We start from the raw sequence: 18433 nt of genomic DNA, 5'->3' as shown, positions 1-18433 counted from the left end.
ACCGTGGACGGCGACGACGCGGAGGGGGCGGGACGTGGAGCAGTTCAGGGCTCTCTCCTAAAGATTGGTGCCAAAGTGAGTGCGATGACTTCGTAACCCATTCCCAGCACGGCGGTACTGTCCGGCCCGATCGTTGCGCAGCTTGGGCTATTGGGAAGGTGCACTGCCGTTAGGCAGGAAGCAGCGGCCAGGTCCCATACGCGGACGGTGTGGTCGTCGCTGCCGGTGATGGCGATGGGTCGGTCGTCGACCTGTGCCGTCGCGACTGTGAGTACCGCGCCGGTGTGGCCGGTGAGGGTGGCGGTGGTGCGGCCGGTGGTGAGGTCCCATACGCGGACGGTGTGGTCGTCGCTGCCGGTGATGGCGATGGGTCGGTCGTCGACCTGTGCCGTCGCGACTGTGAGTACCGCGCCGGTGTGGCCGATGAGAGGCTCGCTGATGGGCTGGCCGGTGGTGAGGTCCCATACGCGGACGGTGTGGTCGTCGCTGCCGGTGATGGCGATGGGCCGGTCGTCGACCTGCGCCGTCGCCACCGCGCGCACCCCGCGGGTGTGGCCGATGAGAGGCTCGCTGATGGGCTGGCCGGTGGTGAGGTCCCATACGCGGACGGTGTGGTCGTCGCTGCCGGTGATGGCGATGGGCCGGTCGTCGACCTGCGCCGTCGCCACCGCGCGCACCCAATCGGTCAGGCCGGTATGAAGTTCACCGATCAGATCACAGGTGCCAAGATCCCACATCCGCACCGAACGATCGTGGCCAGCGGTGATGGCGATGGGCCGGTCGTCCATCTGCGCGGTCGCTACCGTGAACACCCCTCCGGCGTGACCGGTGAGGACGCCGGCGGTGCGGCCGGTCGCTAGGTCCCACACCAGCACCGACTCATCGTCGCTGCCGGTGATGGCGATGGGCTGGTCGTCCATCTGCGCAGTTGCCACCGCGCGCACCCAGTCGGTGTGGCCAGTGAGGACAGCGGTGGTGCGGCCGGAGGTCAGATCCCACGTACGTACTGTGTGATCGTCGCTGGCGGTGATGGCGACCGGGTGGCCGTTCACCTGTGCGGTGGCTACCGCGTTCACCGTGTCGGTGTGGCCGGTGAGGGGCTCGCCGATCGGTTGGCCGGTGGTGAGGCCCCACAGCACCACTGTGTGGTCGTTGCTGGTGGTAACGGCGATCGGTTCGTCGTCCATCCGTGTGGTCGCTACCGCGTTCACCCAGTCGGTGTGGCCGGTGAGGGTGGCGGTGGTGCGGCCGGTGGTGAGGTCCCATACGCGGACGGTGTGGTCGTTGCTGGTGGTGACGGCGACTGGGTGGCCGTTCTCCTGTGCGGTGGCTACCGCGTTCACCCAGCCGACATGGCCGGTGAGGGGCTCGCCGATCGGTTGGCCGGTGGTGAGGTCCCATACGCGGACGGTGTGGTCGTCGCTGCCGGTGATGGCGATGGGGCTGCCGTCCATCTCTGTGATGGCTACGGCGTTCACCCAGCCGGTGTGGCCGGTGAGGGTGGCGGTGGTGCGGCCGGTGGTGAGGTCCCATACGCGGACGGTGTGGTCGTCGCTGCTGGTGATGGCGATGGGGCTGCCGTCTATCTCTGCGGCCGCCACTGCGCGTACCCAGTCGGTGTGGCCGGTGAGGGGCTCGCCGATCGGTTGGCCGGTGGTGAGGTCCCATACGCGGACGGTGTGGTCGTCGCTGCCGGTGATGGCGATGGGGCTGCCGTCCATCTCTGTGATGGCTACGGCGTTCACCGCGTCCGTGTGGCCGGTGAGGGTGGCGGTGGTGCGGCCGGTGGTGAGGTCCCATACGCGGACGGTGTGGTCGTCGCTGCCGGTGATGGCGATGGGGCTGCCGTCCATCTGTGCGGTGGCTACGGCGTTCACCGCGTCCGTGTGGCCGGTGAGGATGGCAGTGTTTGCTGCCGATACCTGCGAGCCAGTTGCCCACAACGGGCTCCAGCCGGCGTTGCGGGCAAGTTCCGCGGCGAGCTCGCGGGCGTGGTAGCGAGCGGCATTTAGGGCGAGGATCTGCTGGCGTTCATGGGGGGCGAGCTTGCGGAGGAGCGCGTAGGACGTGCGGTAGACGGCGGTGGTGAGTCGTTCGTTCTGGGTGGTTGCCTTGCGGAGGATGGCGTTGACTGTGTCGGGCTCGGCGTGAATGAGGAACGCGGGATCCTGGAGGAGTTCGCCAGCCCTGCCGGCATGCACGGCGTGCTGTGCGGCATGGCGCAGCAAGTATGGGTCGGCTACCTGCCAGGCGCGTCTGCCGTCATCGGCCGTCGGGATGGACTGAAGGAGCCGCTCATAGACGGTTGCGGCGAACGGCTCGGGCGCGGCGGTGCTCATCGGGTCTGCTCCTGTCGGCCATATGGTTCGGCCCGAAGCCGTTCGGCGAGTCCTTCGTGGAAGAGCCGGTAGAGGGTGGTGCCGTCGATGTCGATGTCGCGACGCAGGTAGAAGCGGGCCTGCGCCAAGGCTGCCTGTAGCTGGCCGATCGGCAAAGAGCTGTCGCTGGACTCTGGGAGCATGAAAGCGGGGGCGATGTGGGCGAGGGCCCGCTCTGGCATGCCTCGGCCTTCGGCGTGGGCCAGAGCCGCCAGGACAGGGCGGAGGTGCGGTTGGTCAGCGCGGTCGACAAGGTCGAGTTCAAGGAGTTCTGGCAGCTCTACAGGCGCGTCGAGTCCGAGTTCACGGGCGAGTGCGGGGTCGTGCTGGGTGGGCAAGGTGAGGACATGGCGGAGGTACAGTCCTGCAGCCAGGAACTCTCCCCACTCCAGGGGCTCGGCCTCGTCAGCGTGCTGGGAAGGAGCGTTGATGCCTGTGAGGCGTGCTGCGATTCCTTCGGCGAGAGCGGCTGCGGCGCCCGCAGCTTCCGATTCAGCGTAGAGGGTGTCGACCGCGAGCAGGTCGACGACGTACTGCTGCAGCGAATCGTAGATTTCGCGTGGCTGGGCATGATTGAGGTCGAGCAACCCCCCGGAGGCGTTGGCGAATTGCGCCAACGTGGCAAAGCGTCGATCTGAGCGGGTGCCGACCAGCAGTCGGACCCCCGGGTTGTCCGCGAGGGCGGCACGGGCCAGCGGCAGCAACAGGGCTTGAGTGACGTCCTCCGGCCGTTCAGCCTCGTCAAGGGCATCGATCACCAGCGTGTAGGGAGGGCCGGGATTTGCTTGACCCAGCTTGAGCAGACCTTGCGCGTCCCATCCGTCGACAGGGCGGTCCTTCTCGGCGGCCCCCATCTGGCGGGCGATGGAGTCGGTGATTTGCGCAAGGTCACGACGGCGAGCGTGGACCACGGCAAGCCGCTCGTTTCGGCCCGGTTTAACCGACAGCGAAAACCACAGGCCTTGCGTGGCTCCGCGCAAAATCGGGTGCGCCGCGCACACCAGGACACCCAGCAGCGCGGATTTACCGACCCCGGGCTTGCCGGTCAGGAGTCGAAAGCCGGGACCCTGGCCGTTGAACCAGGTGGCCAACGTGCGGACTTCAGCGTCTCGGCCGCGGAAGTATCCCTGGCCCGACACCCCGCGTTGCAGAGGCTCCGCGCTGGCACCGCGCAGCATGAAGTGTCGAGGATCGAAGACTTCGTCGAGCATGGAGGCAATGCCGACGTCGACTTCCGACAGCATGCTCTCTTGACTGCGATGTCTGGGGTTTGGAAAGAACGGAAGGTCATGAACGGGTGCCGTGAGCGGCACGCTACTGCCCGCTACCTCTTGAGCGTAGCCCTCGGCCTTACTGAGCTGCGCGACTTCGCGAGCGATCTCTTGGGCGATGGTTGGCAGCGGAATGTACTGGTACGACGGGTCCACTGCCAGGGTGCCTTCAAGGTACTGACCGAGCACCATGGCCGTGGCGCGGCTCAGCCGGTATCCGAAGGCCTTGTCTTCGCGCCCAGAGGCAGCGATCACCCAGGCGCGGCGGTCACCGACCCGCATCTGCTGGTGCCAGGACAGCGTCGCTGCGGCACCGGAGTGACACAGGTCGAGGATGAACAGCGTGAAGGGCCGCGGCTTGGTGGGGTGCGATTCGATCAGGCTGATCCATGTGGAGACCGGGTCGTCGAGGTCTGTTCCATCGCTGGCTACTACGTGCAGATCTCGCTCGCCGGTCTCGGCCAGCCTGCCGTGCGCGACAATGTGCACGACGAGCACCCGCGTGTCACCGCATCGGACAGCGCTGCGGACCTTCTCACCGAGGTCTGCAGCCTCGCCCGGATGCCACGTCTCGGTGTAGCCGAACCTGCCTAGCGCCTCGGATACCGACGCAGCGTGCACGGGCGCGTCGTCCAGCGGGTCTAGCTCACCGAGCGCCAGTACGCCGTCCTCGTACTGTGCAGCCACGGACAAACCCACAGACAGCGCTACCCGTTTCGCGCCGCCGCGACCAGCACCCTCGTCCATGCACCGTCCTTCGGCTGTCCGACTACGAGGGTATTCATTGACCATCTCGTCGGCGGGCCTTACCAAAAATGTCCTCAGCACCGCATGATCACAGATCGAGCAGCGTCCCGGGGCAGTTCTGCCCAGCGGGTGTGGTCCTTCACGGCCTGCTAACCACCGACCGCGCCACGGTGATCACCGCCCCAGTCGGCTGTTCGCGTAGTTGGCTTCGTCTCTCCCCCAGATGAGGCCTGGTGTCATGCTGATTGTGTGAGGATGCCGGTCTCGCGGAGAGAGCCGAGATGGCGGGCGATGGCGTTGGCTTGTTCCGGGTCGCGTAGGAGGATGCCGCACTCGAGGTTCTTCTCGAACGCGTGGCCCGTGAGGTTGGCGCTGCCGATCAGGGCCACCTGCCGGTCCACCACGATGATCTTGGCGTGCAATGCGGCGCCGGGCTTTCGGTTCCCGATCGGCCAGTTCCACCGGGCAGCCGCGAGCGTGGGGAACGCGGGGGTCCCGTGGAAGTTGGGGTTGTCGGCCGGCTGCTCAAGCAGAAGTGTCACCTCCACGCCGCGGGCGGCTGCCGAGGCCAGGGCGGCGGTGAGTGACGCTGGCGGGAAGGTCGCGTAGCTGACGAGCAGCAGCTCGGTGCGTGCGGAGTCGATGAGTTCGCTGACTACGGCGGAGGTCAGCCGGGAGGTCTGCACGCCGGAGGCCGGGCCGGTCCAGACGACATCCGCGTCATGGTCGGAGCGGTACTTCAGCCGGGCCTGCGCGGCACCGAGCAGCAGGCCTGCCGCGTACCCGCCGTCGGCGTCACCGGGCAGGTGGGTGCGCAGGCGGCGGCAGGCGGCGCGGACCGCTATGCCGGCGACTTGGGCCTCGAGCGAACGCAGGCCTGATCGTCCCTTCCGGCAGGCGTGTGCGAGCTGCTTGATGTCGCCGTACGGCAGTTGCCCGGCGAGCTCAGCGGTGAGGGTCTCCAGGGAGCCTGGTGATGTCATGGCAGGAAGGCCAGGCCATCGCCGGTGATGTCGACGAGGAACGCCCGGTCCAGCCACCGGTTGTTGGTCTCGCAGCTGGTTTCCGAGGCGAACAGGCAGGCGTGGCAGGCTGCGGCGTGCAGTGTGTCCGAGGGGTCCTCGGGAATGTGTTCGGCGCACAGCGGGTCGCTGGAGCAGCGGGCCGCGTCCTCAAGCGACTGGTCCAGCAGCCGCTTGAGGTAGCGGGCGCTGCCGAGGGCGACCAGACCCCCGAGGGTGCCCTCGCTGTCGCTGGCTGCGGTCGACAGCAACAGACCTGCGGCGGGCTGCGCCGGACGGCCGATGTAAAGACGCTCTCGGATGCTGGAGGAGGAGTAGCCGCATTCCAGGGCCACCTGCCGCATCAGCAGGTGGCTGAAGGTGTGCAGGAGGACGAAGCGGGCCACGGGGAATCCGGGCTGATACGGCTGGGCCCGGTTGTGGCACCACCGCTGGTGCGCCTGCTTCAGGGCGACGAGCCGCGGATGGTCGGCGACCTTGCCGGCCCAGCGCGCGACGGCCTCCTCTCGCAACTGAAGGAAGATCCCCTCGCCGCGCTGCTCCGCCGCCGGCACCCACTGGATCGTGCCGCGGGACAAGGACACGCGGTTGCGCGGCGCGAGGTCGCGGCGGTCGGGCGCCGAGATACGGGTAAAGGCGACCAGGGCCTGGACCTCGCGCAGCCGGGTGACCTGGACCACCTGCTCGAGCAACTGGTCGTACCCGGCGGGCGTCGCGGTCGGCACGGCGCGGAAGTCCGCGTCCTGACGCTGCGTGGTCGGCTTGGCGAGCAGCCGCCACTCGTCCTCCAAGAGGTCACCGGACCTCTCGGAGGTCCGGGGGCCGCCGGCCGCGCGGATCTTCTCGACCACCGCCCACAGCTCCTCCGACGGCACGGAACGCAAGCCCCGCAACTCGTTCATCCCGTCGACCATCACCTGCAGGAACTTCTGCGAGGGAACCTCCCCGAAGATCTCCCAGTGGCTGCGGACCTGGTCCTCCACGGACTCGGACTGCGGCAGGTGCAGGGCACTCGCGGTGACGCTGAACCACAGATTCGACGCGCCGAGCACCATCAGCCGCAAGTTGGCCCCGCACGGCTCGAACCGCTGCTGGTGCGGGTGCCGCCCGCGGCAGACGGGGAGCTTCTGCCAGCCGTCCTGTCCGGCAGCCTCCTGGATACTGCGGGCCGCCCCGCACTCCGCGCACTTGACGGTAACCTGCGGCCCGAGGGTGCTGGCACTGTCGATCATGGTGAGCTTGGCGCCGCCACAGGGCTGCGTGGCGTTGGCATGCACGAATTCCACGTAGGGGAAGTCGTCCAAGTGCCCGGAGCGTTCACAGGTGACGATGAAGCGGGCCGGGACGCAGGCCCGCTTGTTGACGTCCCGTGTCGTGGCCTGCTTCTGACACTGAGCGTGGACCCACTTGGCGAGGTCCGGCCGACGCCCGTAACGGTGCACCAGTTCGAACTGGCCCGGCGGGTCGAGCGGGCCGAGCCGGTGGCAGCGAGGACAGCGCACCCAGCCCGGGAAAGGCGTGACGGGCACCCCGACCCGGGTGTACGGATCGTCGGTCTCAGACGGGTCCCACGGAGCCTTGCGCAAGGCCCTGACCTGCTGACCCAGGACCCGCTGGACCTCGGTGAGCAGCCGCGGCTCCTGGATGGTCTCCTGCCGTTCCGGGCTCCAGGCATCCAGGCTGCGGACGATGACGCTCATCGTGGGCAGGTCCACGACCGACCCGACACCGGCGGTGGTCATCAGATGGCTGGGGCGCACCTGGCCGATCCGGCTCGGGTCGCGCCACCCGGTCGCGGAGGAACCAGCGGTCAGCTTCACGAGGTCCCTCCAGCGGGCGGGCGGTCGTAACTCCAGGCGGGCGGCGACTCCAGGCTGCGGTCACGCCGGTCGAGCTGCAGGACGATCTCGGGCTCGACCTCGCGCAGACTCATCGGCGCAGACCACAGATCCCAGCCCTCCTCGTCCGGGCCACGCAGCAGACCCGAGACGTCCGCGGCCTCCTCGTAGCCGAGCCGGCCGGACGGGAGGACCTTGCGCTTGTGGGCCCAGGAATCCAGACGGTACTGGGCGGCCTGGCGGACAGCCGAAGCCTGCGGCACGTCATGCAGGACCCGCGAAGCCCGCTGCTCCAGGGCATCCAGCAGGGCGGTCACCGCAGGCCCGGACAAGGGCACGTCGTGGGCCGCCGTGTTCGGCAGGGAACCGAAGGCGGAGTGCCGGACGGCCGCCGCCAGTATGCCGCTGAGCCCGCGGTCCAGGGCCCGGTCGCTGAACGGAGTGGTCGTCAGCCCCTCGACCCGCATGCCGAAGGTGGCATGGTCGTAGCCGAAGGACTCGTAGTGGGCGAGATCGCGAGGACGGCTCCACTGATACAGGGTGACGACCAGGCCCGGCCGCTGCGGATCACGGCCCACCCGAGAGGTCGCCTGGATGTACTCGGCACTGTTCTTCGGCTGTCCCGTGACGACCATCAGCCCCAGCCGGGGAACGTCGACACCAACCTGCAACATGCTCGTGGCCAGCAGAACATCCAACGGCTGGACACGCCCGACCACCCGGCTACGGGACTCCGGGTTACGGCGGAACTCCTCGAGCGCCTCCGAGGAGTCCGAGCGCGGGTCGAAGGACCGCTCGAGTTCCGCGAGAGTCCCGGCGATGCGGCTGCTGGGCATGCGACTGGTCAGCTCGCTGACATTGGGGCGTCGACGACGCGTGCGGACCTGCCTGCTCGCCAGCCGGTCGGCGACGTCGTCGTCCACCAGCCGCTTCATGCCGGCGAGTTCACGGGTGGAGGTGAAGTAATCCACCACCGTCAGGTAAGGGTCCGCAGCAGCGCCGTACCGGTCGAAGAGCGCCTGACCGTGCTCCAACAAGGCCGTGACCAAGCGGATCTCGATCGACTTCAACCGCTCACCTGTCGCGCACACACCCCGGTACCGCCGGCTCGGCGTGTCAGGGCCGGGAGGCACCGAGCGGGAGAAGAACGTGTCACCCGCATCCAGCAGCTGCGGTGGGAAGATCGTCAGCCCCCGAGCGAAGACCTGCTCGACCTGATCCCGCGCCCGCCGCACGGTCGCAGTCGAGGCGACCAGCACCGGTCGCACGGCCTCCCCGCCCACCGGCCGACTGCACAACCGGTCCACCACCGTCTCGTACAGACCGACCAGGCTGCCCAGCGCGTCACTGATCAGATGAAGCTCGTCCTGGATCACCAGATCCGGCGGCCGCAACCGCATCGCGGGCTCGGGCGAAGCCGCAGGCAACCCACTCGCCGCCGGGTGCCGACTCTTGCAAAAGCCCTCGAAGGACGGCGTACGCCACCCGTGCCGCGCGCACCTGGTGTCGACCAGACCGAACAGCGGCGCCACCGCGTCCTTCCACGGCAACTGCGCAAGCTTGTCCACCGTGCTGATCACCAGCGACGGAGTGAGCCGGTAGATCTCCTCGTCCACCGTCAGCACCGGCAGACCCTCCCCGCCCGAGCGCCGCTCGGTATAGAGACAGTCCCCCTCCGGATCGCTGCAGAACACCCGCACCCGCCGCCGCAGGTTATCGGTCTTCAAACAGGCCCCGGTCAGCCTCGATCCACACCAAGGGCAGGCGATCAGCTGCAGCGGACCACCCAGCGCGTTCTCCCGGTCATGCGCATCCTCGACCTGCCGCTTGGCCTCCTCGAAGTTATTGGGCGTGACCTTGCTGCCCACCCACAGACCCACCCGAAACGGCGTCGTACCCCAGCGCCCGTCACCCGCAGCCAACCGCTCCTGCCGCAGCCACTCGCACGCACACACCAGCGCCGCCGCCCGCTGGAACTGCTGCGCCGTCAGCAACCGCAGCGTGTACCGCATCAGCACGGCGACACCGTCCGTGCCGTCCCGTGCCTCCTCCCCAGTGCCGACCACGCCCTGCAAACGACGGATCGCGAAGGTGTACGCGGTCAGCCCCAGGTACGCCTCCGTCTTGCCACCACCGGTCGGGAAGAACAGCAGCTGCACATCCCCGTCGTCCACCGACCGGTACGCGTCCCTGTGGCCCGGATCGGTCAGCCCCGGCAGACACAGCAGCACGAAGGCCAACTGGAAGGGACGCCAACTGCGGTTCTTCGGTACATCCTTCTCCCGCAGCAGCCGGCCCAGCGGTGTCTCGGGCGCGTTCAACCGGGCCCGCACCACATCACCCCGCACGCGCTGCAGCGCCATCGCCTGGTTGGCGAAGCGAAACGCCTCCCGCGCGACACCATCGTCCCGCAGCAGATCGATAGCCCTATCCAGCCGGTCCGCTATCTCTCCTGCCCGTACGAAGGCAGGCCGCGCCGCATCGGCGTACGCCCCGATCTCCGAGTCCTCGTCGATCCGGCGCGCCTGCTCCGCCAGCCAGGAGCGGTAGCCGGTGGCCAACGGCCGCAGCGCCCTAACCAGTTCGTCACGGGCCAGTTCTGCACTGCCGAGCCTGGCCATGTCCAGGACCAGGCCGGGCATGCCGGACGTGTCGCCCGGAACGGTGAGGCGGACATCCGCGGCCGGGAAGCAGGTCGTGCGCAGCTGCCAGGCACGCACCTCGCCGGGATGCACCTCGGCGTCCACCGCACATTGCCGCCCATGGGCGTAGTCGCGCTGCTCACGGTGCAGCAACGCGAGGTGCAGCCGCTCCGGGTCGCTGCTGGACGGGCGGTCGCCCAGTTCCGGGTCGTTGTGTCCCAGGAATACGGAAGAGTCGCCGTCCAGGGCCGTGACCGTCAGGTGGACCTGGTAGAGCCGTGCGGTGTCCGGCATGGAGGCGGGTGCCGCCTGGGAGTTGATCAGTGAGACGTCCACGATCCGTCGGTTGCCGCGGTGGCGGACCACCGTGCGGAGCGTCACCTCGGGCTGCTCGGCATCCGGCGGTACGGGATCGAGCACGGTGTCGGTGTCCAGGCGGACCTCGACCGGTCCGCCCGCAGGGCGCCGCCGCCAGACCTTGCGGGGTCTGCCCTGCTCGGTCACGTGCACCTCGGAGGTGACCCGCTCGTAGCGGCCCCACTCAGCCTTCACCACGACGGCCGCGACGTCGGCAGGGACCATGAAGGACAGCCCGAGGGCCGAGGCAGCCATCGAGCCGGACCGGACGGCGGCGGGCGCCTCAGGCGCCTCGTCGTCGTCCACTGCCTCCACGACCTCAAGGTCCACCAGACCCGGATCATCGGGGTCCCAGGCGTCCTCAGGCTGCTCGGAGGGCACATCCCGGGTGACAAGCCGACCCAGCACATACCGCTCTGCAGGGCTGGCGCCTGGCGGCAACTCCTCCTCCGGGCCGTCCCACGGCCCGTGCAGATCACGCTGCAGCAGGCTCTCCAGCTCCTCGCGGATCTGGTAAGACGTCCTGTCCGCAGCCGTGTCGGCCGTGCCTGAGGTCACCGCGCCACTCCTCTGTGATCGATCGGAGTGGCCTTAACTCCCCCTACTGACAGTCGCGGCCAGCTCATAGCTCGCCCTCCAGATCCGCACGCCGGTGGTTCTCCTCCAGCAACCGGTCCAGCAACTCGAACCGGGCCTCTTTGCTGACCGTCCAGCGTGTCCCGATCTTCGTTCGATGGTGCCCGATCTCCAGGTCCAGATCCGACCAGCCGTAGGCTGCGAGTACCGCTGCATCGATCTCAGCATGCAGCTCCCGCAGAGCCTGCACCTTCGGGTCTCGGTCGGCGGGGTCGTGGACGTGGTTGTACGTCGTCGTCAGACCCCAACCACGGCCGAGCATCAGCTCACGCCGCTCGACGTCGAGCCGTTCGCCGAGGTGCTCCATCTCAGGGATGGAGTCGGGACGGGGGAGGGTCAGGAAGACGTCGGAGGGCGTGTAGCGGATGTCGTGTCGAATCGTAGAGCCGTAGCGGACGGCCCATACGGTGTTAAAGCTTGACGACAGGTACGCAAAACTGGCGAAGTCATCCAAGGCGAAGACAACCGTCGCATGCGAGAAAACGGCGTCAGTCTCGACTCGCGCCGGCATTACCGCATTGCTGTGGATCGTCAGTGCCAGCACGCGGTCGAGGGCTGAGATCGCCGGATCTTCTGATCCTCGTCGGGCATGTCGCCACCAGAACTTACGATATCCAGCGTCCTGTTTCTTCTCTCGCTCCGGCTTGACCAGCCGCCTTACGATTTCGATCAGGTCCGGATACTCCTCGGCCTTTTCTAGGGTCCATCCGTGAAAATTGATGATCCATCGGCTGGCTGAGCAGTCAGGTCGCTGGTTGAGGTCCCTGCCGATGACGTAGGGGGCGAGCGCTTCCGCGTTACGCGGATCCCGACGGATCAGCTCGGCGGCCTGATCGGCGTCGAGCGTGAAACCCAAGCCGAGAACATTGCTGCCCTGGAACGCGAGGCCATTGTTCTCGGCGAGCCGTCGTGGTGGCCCGCTCACGCGGCCGACAGGTTCCAGGTCGCTCCCGATCGCCGGGACCTCCTCACCGTCCAGCCATCGAAGGCTCGTGTCGAATAGCGAGGCTTGGCTGCCCCAGACATTGACGATCTCCAGGTTGGCGCTGCTGCTCGGCCAGGGGTGGCTGCTCTGCCCCCGCCGGAGCGTCATCCCCCTGCTTGCCGCTTGGGCCAGCCCGACCTCCAGGGTGTCGCCCTGGACCAGCGTGTTGGTGGTGATGTACCCGAGCTGGCCACGTGCGGAGAGTAGGCGCTGTGCGCGCAGGACGAATCGGGCCGCAAGGTCCGCACTGCCCTTAATGCCGCCGCCGTCCCAGCGCTGGAGCCAAGCCAGGTACTCTTTGCCCATATTCCCGGTGATCTTCTTCCCGCCCAGGAACGGCGGATTTCCGATCACGGCGTCGAATCCTGGGGTCGGTGTGTCGGCGAAGACCTCAGGGAATGCAAGTGGCCAGTGCAGCGGCTCGCGCGGGCTGGTCACCTCGGGCCGCCCGGCCTGCAGGTCTACGGCCACGGACTTGGCCAAAGCCTCCTGATTGCTGTCCTGGCTCAGCGCCCAGGACAGTTGGAGGAAGCGCTTCTCGACGTCTTTGGGTCGTGCCGCTGCTGCCAGCAGGCCGGTGGCCGTGACTGCGTTGGCCATCAGTCGCAGTTGGCTGCTGTTTTCCTCCGCCTCCGCGAGCAGCCGGGCCTTGTGTTCGACGTCCCGGATGGTGACGACCGGCGCGGCGGTGATCCGCCGTCGTAGGTCGGCGGCGCGCTGGAGCAATGGCCGTACACCTGTGGTCAGGTCCAGGACCGCCCCTTGGTGCAGCTTTCGTCCCGCGACGGGGTCGATGTGCAGAGCCTCCAGTTGGTCGGTGCGCGCTACTCCGAGGAGGCTGTCGCCCGTCTTGAGGCGGTCGTCGAGGAAGCCGAAGGGCCGTTCCCGGTCCATGGTGATGAGCCACAGCGACAGTTTCGCCATTTCGACGGCGAGCGGGTTGATGTCGACGCCGTACAGGCAGTGCTCGGCGATCAGGCGTCGTGCCTCGACCTGTACCTGTTCGATCTCGGCGTCCGAGGACAGTTTGTGTCCTGCTCGTCGGCGTACGGCCTCCAGAGCGTCGCGGCGGCCTTCCGCCTCCCACGCCTCCACGAGGCGGTCCGCTAGGTAGCGGCAGGCGGCGGTGAGGAACGCACCGGAGCCCATGGCGATGTCGGCGACCTTGAGTTCCAGAATTGCGGTAGAGGGGCGGAGCTGCCAGGCGCTGCGGTCGGCGGTCTCCAGCGGGCCGGGCCGGTAGACGAGGGGCTCGAGGGTGTTACCGGCAACGTCCTCAGCCAGGGAGCGGGGGGTGTAGTGGGTGCCGCTGGCCGCGCGCCTGGTACTTGGTGCGACGAAGCGTCCGCCGGGCAGGATGACGGCTGGCAGGCTGCGCTCGTCGTAGCGTAGGACAGCAGCGAACGGACCGATGGCGTCGGCGAGTTCGAGGTCGCCGCCGACCGCGCGCAGTACCGCCTGTCGGCGCTCTTGCTCCAGCGGGGTGGAGAACACTGCGTCGAGCCGGGCCTTGGACCAGCCGGTACGCACAGCCACCCACTCGGCCAGCGTCGGGCCACGATCCATATCAACAAGGATGTTCAACGCGTCGGGCAGGGCCACCTCGCACTCGCCCTTGGTTACTCGCGGCCACTTCGGCGGCCGGACCATGCCCAGGACGACGTCGTCGGCGGTGCGCACCTCGAGTTCGAGCAGGCCCTCGTAGACGTAGCCGATCTGTTCGACGTCCAGTGCGCGGAAGCTCAGCCGGCGGCGCTCTCCGCCAGCCTCGACGTACTGGACGGCGCGGAGCATCCGCAGCACGGTGCGGTCGTCGACGGCGGGTACCTGGCTGCCGGGGTCAGCTGCGGTGCCGCGGCGGCCTTCCAGCCAGGGGAAGCGGTCGGGGTCGAACATGCTGCCGCCGTAGGCGGGCATGCGCAGGTCCTCGTGGGCGACGCCTTGGTGAACGGCGCGGGTGACGGCGAGCAGGCGGTGCCAGGCGCCGGTGCGGTGTTCCAGGGCCTGCTCGCCCAGCAGGCTGGCCTGGGATTCGAGCTGGTCGACGAGTCGGCTGACGCTGTAGGCGGCGACGTAGAGGGAGTCGTCGCTGGGTAGCAGGCGGCGTTCCTCGGCGAAGAGCAGGAAGACCACCCGCATCATTACGGTGACGATGCCGGCGTAGAACTCGTCGTCGTCCACGTCGGCAAGCAGAGTCCGCCCGCTGTCGGCGTCGAGACGGTCGATGGTGCCCACGAGCATCTCGACAGCGTCGCGGACCTGTCGGCCGAGGCTCTCGGTGACCTCCTCCTGCCGCATCAGGCTCTCCTGAAGCAGCGCGGGCAGAGTGTCGGCCTGTGTGACGGAGAGGAAGCGGGAGCGCTGGAGCAGAGCGACGAAGGCCCGCAGAGTGTCGGGTTCGGTGCCCCACCGGCTGGCGTCCCACACGGCGCAGCCGGTGGTGCCGCCGCGCGGGGCCCAGACCAGGGCCCACCAGCGGCCGTCGGTGACCAGGCCGACGGGTACGTCCCGGGCCCGCAGAAGCACCGCGAGGCGTTCCACCGGGCTAGCGGTCCAGCCGCCCTGGGTGATACGGGCGAGTGGGTGCAAGCCCCACGGGGACAGCATGCCCAGCAGCCGCCAGGGCCCCTGGGCTGCCGTCTCCTCTTCGCTGCCGTCCTCTTCGCTGCCGTCCTCTTCGTCCTCGTCGTCCGCCGAGTTGGGGTCGCCGTCCGGGCCGGAGGCGGCGGCACCGCCAGCCTCGTTGTCCTCAATGAAGAAGGCGAAGTCCGCGCGCACGGTGAGGCCGTGCTCCTGGATCGGCTCGGCCAGAGAGTCGGGGATGGCGTCGCCCTCGACGAGGCGGTGCCGCCAGTCCAGGACGTCGTGCATGACGGTCGTCACCAGCCGGCGCCGGTCGGCGCCAGCGTTTTCCAGGACCTCCTCGATGGCCAGCCGCAGCAGTGCCCGGTCACTTGCGGGGACGACCGGAAGCCCGTTGGGGAAGACCCGGTGCACCACGGGAAGGGTCAGGAACGGGCCCGAGGTCTGCAGGAGTTCGAGCCAGGCGTGGCGGCGGCGAATCTGTTCATTGACGCCGCCCGGGCGGCGGACGGCGCCCCGGGTGCCAGGACGTCGTGCGGTGCTCATCGGGCTTCCTCCGCTTCGGGGACGATCAGGGCGACGGCGAATGGGAAGACCAGCTCGCGCACATCGCCGTACCGGGCCTCGGTGGCAGTGAGCTCCCGCTCGCGTTCCTCGTCGAGTGAGGCCAGGCGGTCCTCCCATGCCCTGCGGTCACGGTCGAGCTGCTTGCGTTCCTCGCCTTCCAGGTCCTCCAGGCTCAGCTGGGTCGGGCCGGGCCCTTCCAGGGCGTTGGAGAGCGTTACCTGGAGCTGGTCGAAGACCGCGTGGATCCTGCGGGTCTCGTCCGTCGCCCGGTTCTGCAGGGTCCGGCTCATCGTGGCCAGGCGTTCCGCGGCGCGTACGCGGACGTCCTCGGCCAGGCGTGGCATCAGCTCCTCCCACTGCCCGGCCAGAGCCGATCTGGCCTCCGGGGGCGCCGGATGGCAGGCATCGGGCTCCAGCGCCCGCTCCACCGCATCCCTGAGGTCGGCGTAGCGGGGCTGCTCCAGCTCCAGGCGCCGGGACCGGCCCGAAGCGGGAATCTCGCGGCCGGTCAGGACGACTTCCTCGTGCAGGCGGGCGCCGTCCCTGCCGACGACTACCAGCCGGGAGAACACCGTCACCAGCAGACCTTCGATTCCGGTCTTCGCGGGCAGTGCGGCGCGTACAGCGGACACCCGGTTCAGCGAGGTCCGCCCGCCCCAGATGGCGCTGCGCAGCAGTCGCACACCTTGGGCGACGAGCGGGTGTTCCAGGTGCGCGAGGACGATGTCGTCGCGGTCGCCCACGACGGCCTGGTCGAAGGACAGCGGGCGCATCACGCCGCTGAGCGGATCGGCCAGGCCGAGCACGGTGCGCTCCCACCCGGCGTGCAGCACCGGCGGGTCGATCTCGCCGTTGCCTCGGTCGGCCAGCGGAGGCTGGGCCGCCAGCTCCAGCGCGGTGTCCACGACCCGCCGCACGTTGGCCGGCCCGACGTGCAGCCGCTCCTTGCTGTGCTCGAGCTGCAGGCGCAGCTTGCGGGCCTGCTCGCGCAGGTCCTGCTCGCCCTTGAGAGCCACCACGGAACTGCTCGGGGTGACTGCCAGCGGGTCGACCAGCACGGGCCGGCCGAGCATCCGGGACTCGACCGCGTGCGCGAGCACTGGGTTCACGCTGCCCAGGTCTTCGCGTTCCGTCGCGACCTTTACCGCGACCCGGCTGAGGAACTCCAGGTCGGCCTCGTAGGAGTTCGCCTCCGCCCGCTGCCAGCCGGTGCCGACGAAGTGCACCACTTCGACCTCGTGGCACTGGCCACGCCGGTCCACCCGGCCGATGCGCTGTTCGAGACGGTTGGGGTTGAAGGGGATGTCGTAATGAATCACCCGGTGGCAGTGCCGCTGCAGGTCGATGCCCTCGCTCGCGGTGTCCGTGGCCAGCAGGATGCGGACCCTGTCGCGTTGCGGGTCGGCCTGGAAGGCGGCCTTGAGGTGCTCACGTCGGGCCGTGTCCATCCCACCGTAGAGCAGGCCCATGTGCTCGCCGCCCAGCCCGCGGGAGGCCAGCAGTTCGGCCAGCCAACGCTGGGTGTCGCGGTACTCGGTGAAGACAATGACCCGCTCGTTGTTCCACTCGCCGCCGGGGCGGCAGATCGTCTCGAGCTCGGCGACCAGGGCGTTCGCCTTGCTGTCGGAGTGCTCGCCGTGGCGGTCTGCCCAGGCGAGCATCTCCTCCAGCAGGTCCGCGTCCTGAGGGTCCGCGCCGGCGCCGACGTCGGCAGCGCGGCCGACGAGGTCGTGCACGTGCTCGTCCAGCGAGCCCTGCACACCAGCGGCTTCGGCCGCATCCGGGGACGCAGGCGCGTGCTCCTCGGGCGTGTCCTCGATCTCGTCGTCCCAGCCGAGGGCCTCGTCCAGCCAGGCGGGCAGCCCGGCGGTCGCCACGCTGCCGCCCGGTTTGTTCACGCTCGCCGCGTGGGCGGCAAGCGTGCGCGCGAACGCGGCGGGGGAGGAGAACAACCGCTTCTTCAGCAGCAGCGTGACCAGGTCATTGGCGCGGACGGCGACCTGTCCGGGCGCCCGGCGGCGGCGGCCCGCGTACGCCTCCAGCAGATCGTGGATCTGCCGCTCCTGCTCGGTGTACTCCACCTCGACGGCGCGGTGCGTCCGGGCGGGGAACACCGGCTGCCCGTCGGCGTCCAGCACTTTGCTCTTCAACCGCCGGACCATCACCTGCGCCAGCATGTCCTCATCCGGCGGCACGCCCCTGGTGAAGCGCTGCGGGTCCAGCATCGCCAGCAGCGCCTGCCATGACTCGCTGTAGCCGTTGTGCGGGGTCGCGCTCAGGAACAACCGGTGTTGGCTGTGCTCGCCCAGGCGGCGCACGGCCCGGGTCTGCAGGCTGTCCACGGCATACCCGCGGCCACGCGCAGGGGCGGGCGGGGCGCAGTGGTGGGCCTCGTCAACGATCAGCAGGTCGAAGAACCCCGGGTGGCGGGTCTCGTGGGTGAGGACCTCGTCGAGCAGCCGCTGTACCCGAGGTGTGCGCAGCCAGGGCAGGCTGATGATCACACGTGGGTGGACGGAGAACGGGTTGGCCTCCTGCCCGTGCGTGCGGTGCAGTTCGCGCAGCGCCGACGCGTCGAGGACGACGAAGTCCAGGCCGAACTTCTCCGCCATCTCCTCGCGCCACTTCAAGGTCAACGGTGCCGGGCACACCACCAGCACCCGGCGGGCCCGGTGGCGCAGCAGCAGCTCCTGGACGACCAGACCGGCCTCGATCGTCTTGCCCAGACCGACGTCGTCGGCGATCAGCAGATTCACTCGGGGCATCGCCAGCGCGCGGGCGACGGGTTCGAGCTGGTACTCCTCGATGGTGATGCCGGAGCGGAACGGGGACTGCAGGGTCCGGGTGTCGGCGCTGGCGACGGTGCCCCAGCGGACCGCGTCCAGGAACGCGCCGAGGCGTTGCGGGTCGTCCCAGCCTGTCTCGGTCACCGCGGGCAGCTGGGTGGCGGGAACGACCTCGCGGCCCGGCTCGACCTCCCATACCAGGGTGAGCTCCTCGCCCAGGTCGTCATCACTGACGCTGTTCAGCGTCACGAGTGTGCGCCCAGGCGGCGTCGCGGCCGCCAACTGGTCCTCGGGCTGGCGACTGCGGTGCAGCTGCGACACCACCCACTGCTGCCCGCGCACCCGGACCAACTGACCGACCTCGAGCGCGTCCGGCGCTGACATCACCACAGATATGTCCCCTTCTTGGCAGAGCCCGATCCTATGGGCTGGGCCCGCTCAGCTGCTGCTCGCCCGACGGACCAGTGCGGCTGCACGGCACGGTCCTGCCACCCTCGGGCCGCGACCGCAGGGTGTCGCCGTCCATGTCGCCGTGCGGGCGCGGCGGGTTTGCCGGTCATGAGGCAGCACGTTCAGAACGGCCACAGGCGGCGAAAATACCGACGATTGGCAGCCCCGGAC

The 18433-nt window shown here is 69.0% G+C and carries 7 protein-coding genes; all 7 read right to left on the bottom strand.

Translation table 11 applies throughout. The features are described from left to right. Positions 1 to 44: 44 nt before the first annotated feature. Complete coding sequence (locus AQJ91_RS38635; RefSeq protein WP_067031560.1) at positions 45 to 2339, bottom strand: WD40 repeat domain-containing protein; 2295 nt, start codon at positions 2337 to 2339, stop codon at positions 45 to 47. Further along, positions 2336 to 4396 (bottom strand): P-loop domain-containing protein, encoded by a 2061-nt coding sequence (locus tag AQJ91_RS38630; RefSeq protein WP_067031557.1) that lies wholly within the window; start codon positions 4394 to 4396, stop codon positions 2336 to 2338. Before AQJ91_RS38630 ends, AQJ91_RS38635 begins: the two co-directional genes overlap by 4 nt. A gap of 236 nt (positions 4397 to 4632) precedes the next feature. Continuing rightward, positions 4633 to 5379 carry a DISARM system phospholipase D-like protein DrmC gene (gene drmC / locus AQJ91_RS38625; protein WP_067031554.1) on the bottom strand — a complete coding sequence of 249 codons (747 nt, stop codon included), beginning with the start codon at positions 5377 to 5379 and terminating at the stop codon, positions 4633 to 4635. Then, complete coding sequence (gene drmB, locus AQJ91_RS38620) at positions 5376 to 7238, bottom strand: DUF1998 domain-containing protein (RefSeq protein WP_079085543.1); 1863 nt, start codon at positions 7236 to 7238, stop codon at positions 5376 to 5378. Before drmB ends, drmC begins: the two co-directional genes overlap by 4 nt. After that, positions 7235 to 10813: a DISARM system helicase DrmA gene (drmA, locus tag AQJ91_RS38615; protein WP_067031551.1), complete on the bottom strand. Its 3579-nt coding sequence runs from the start codon at positions 10811 to 10813 to the stop codon at positions 7235 to 7237. Before drmA ends, drmB begins: the two co-directional genes overlap by 4 nt. Positions 10814 to 10877: 64 nt before the next feature. Next, a complete protein-coding gene (locus AQJ91_RS38610; RefSeq protein WP_067031547.1) occupies positions 10878 to 15005 on the bottom strand; it encodes an Eco57I restriction-modification methylase domain-containing protein in 4128 nt (1375 codons plus the stop codon). After that, a complete protein-coding gene (drmD, locus tag AQJ91_RS38605; protein WP_067031681.1) occupies positions 15002 to 18196 on the bottom strand; it encodes a DISARM system SNF2-like helicase DrmD in 3195 nt (1064 codons plus the stop codon). Before drmD ends, AQJ91_RS38610 begins: the two co-directional genes overlap by 4 nt. Between the last annotated feature and the right edge of the window lie 237 nt (positions 18197 to 18433).

It is taken from the genome of Streptomyces dysideae (assembly GCF_001514305.1).
In the GTDB taxonomy this organism is placed as follows: domain Bacteria; phylum Actinomycetota; class Actinomycetes; order Streptomycetales; family Streptomycetaceae; genus Streptomyces; species Streptomyces dysideae.
The sequence above is the reverse complement of the archived record's forward strand: the minus strand, read 5'-3'. Positions and strand labels throughout refer to the sequence as shown.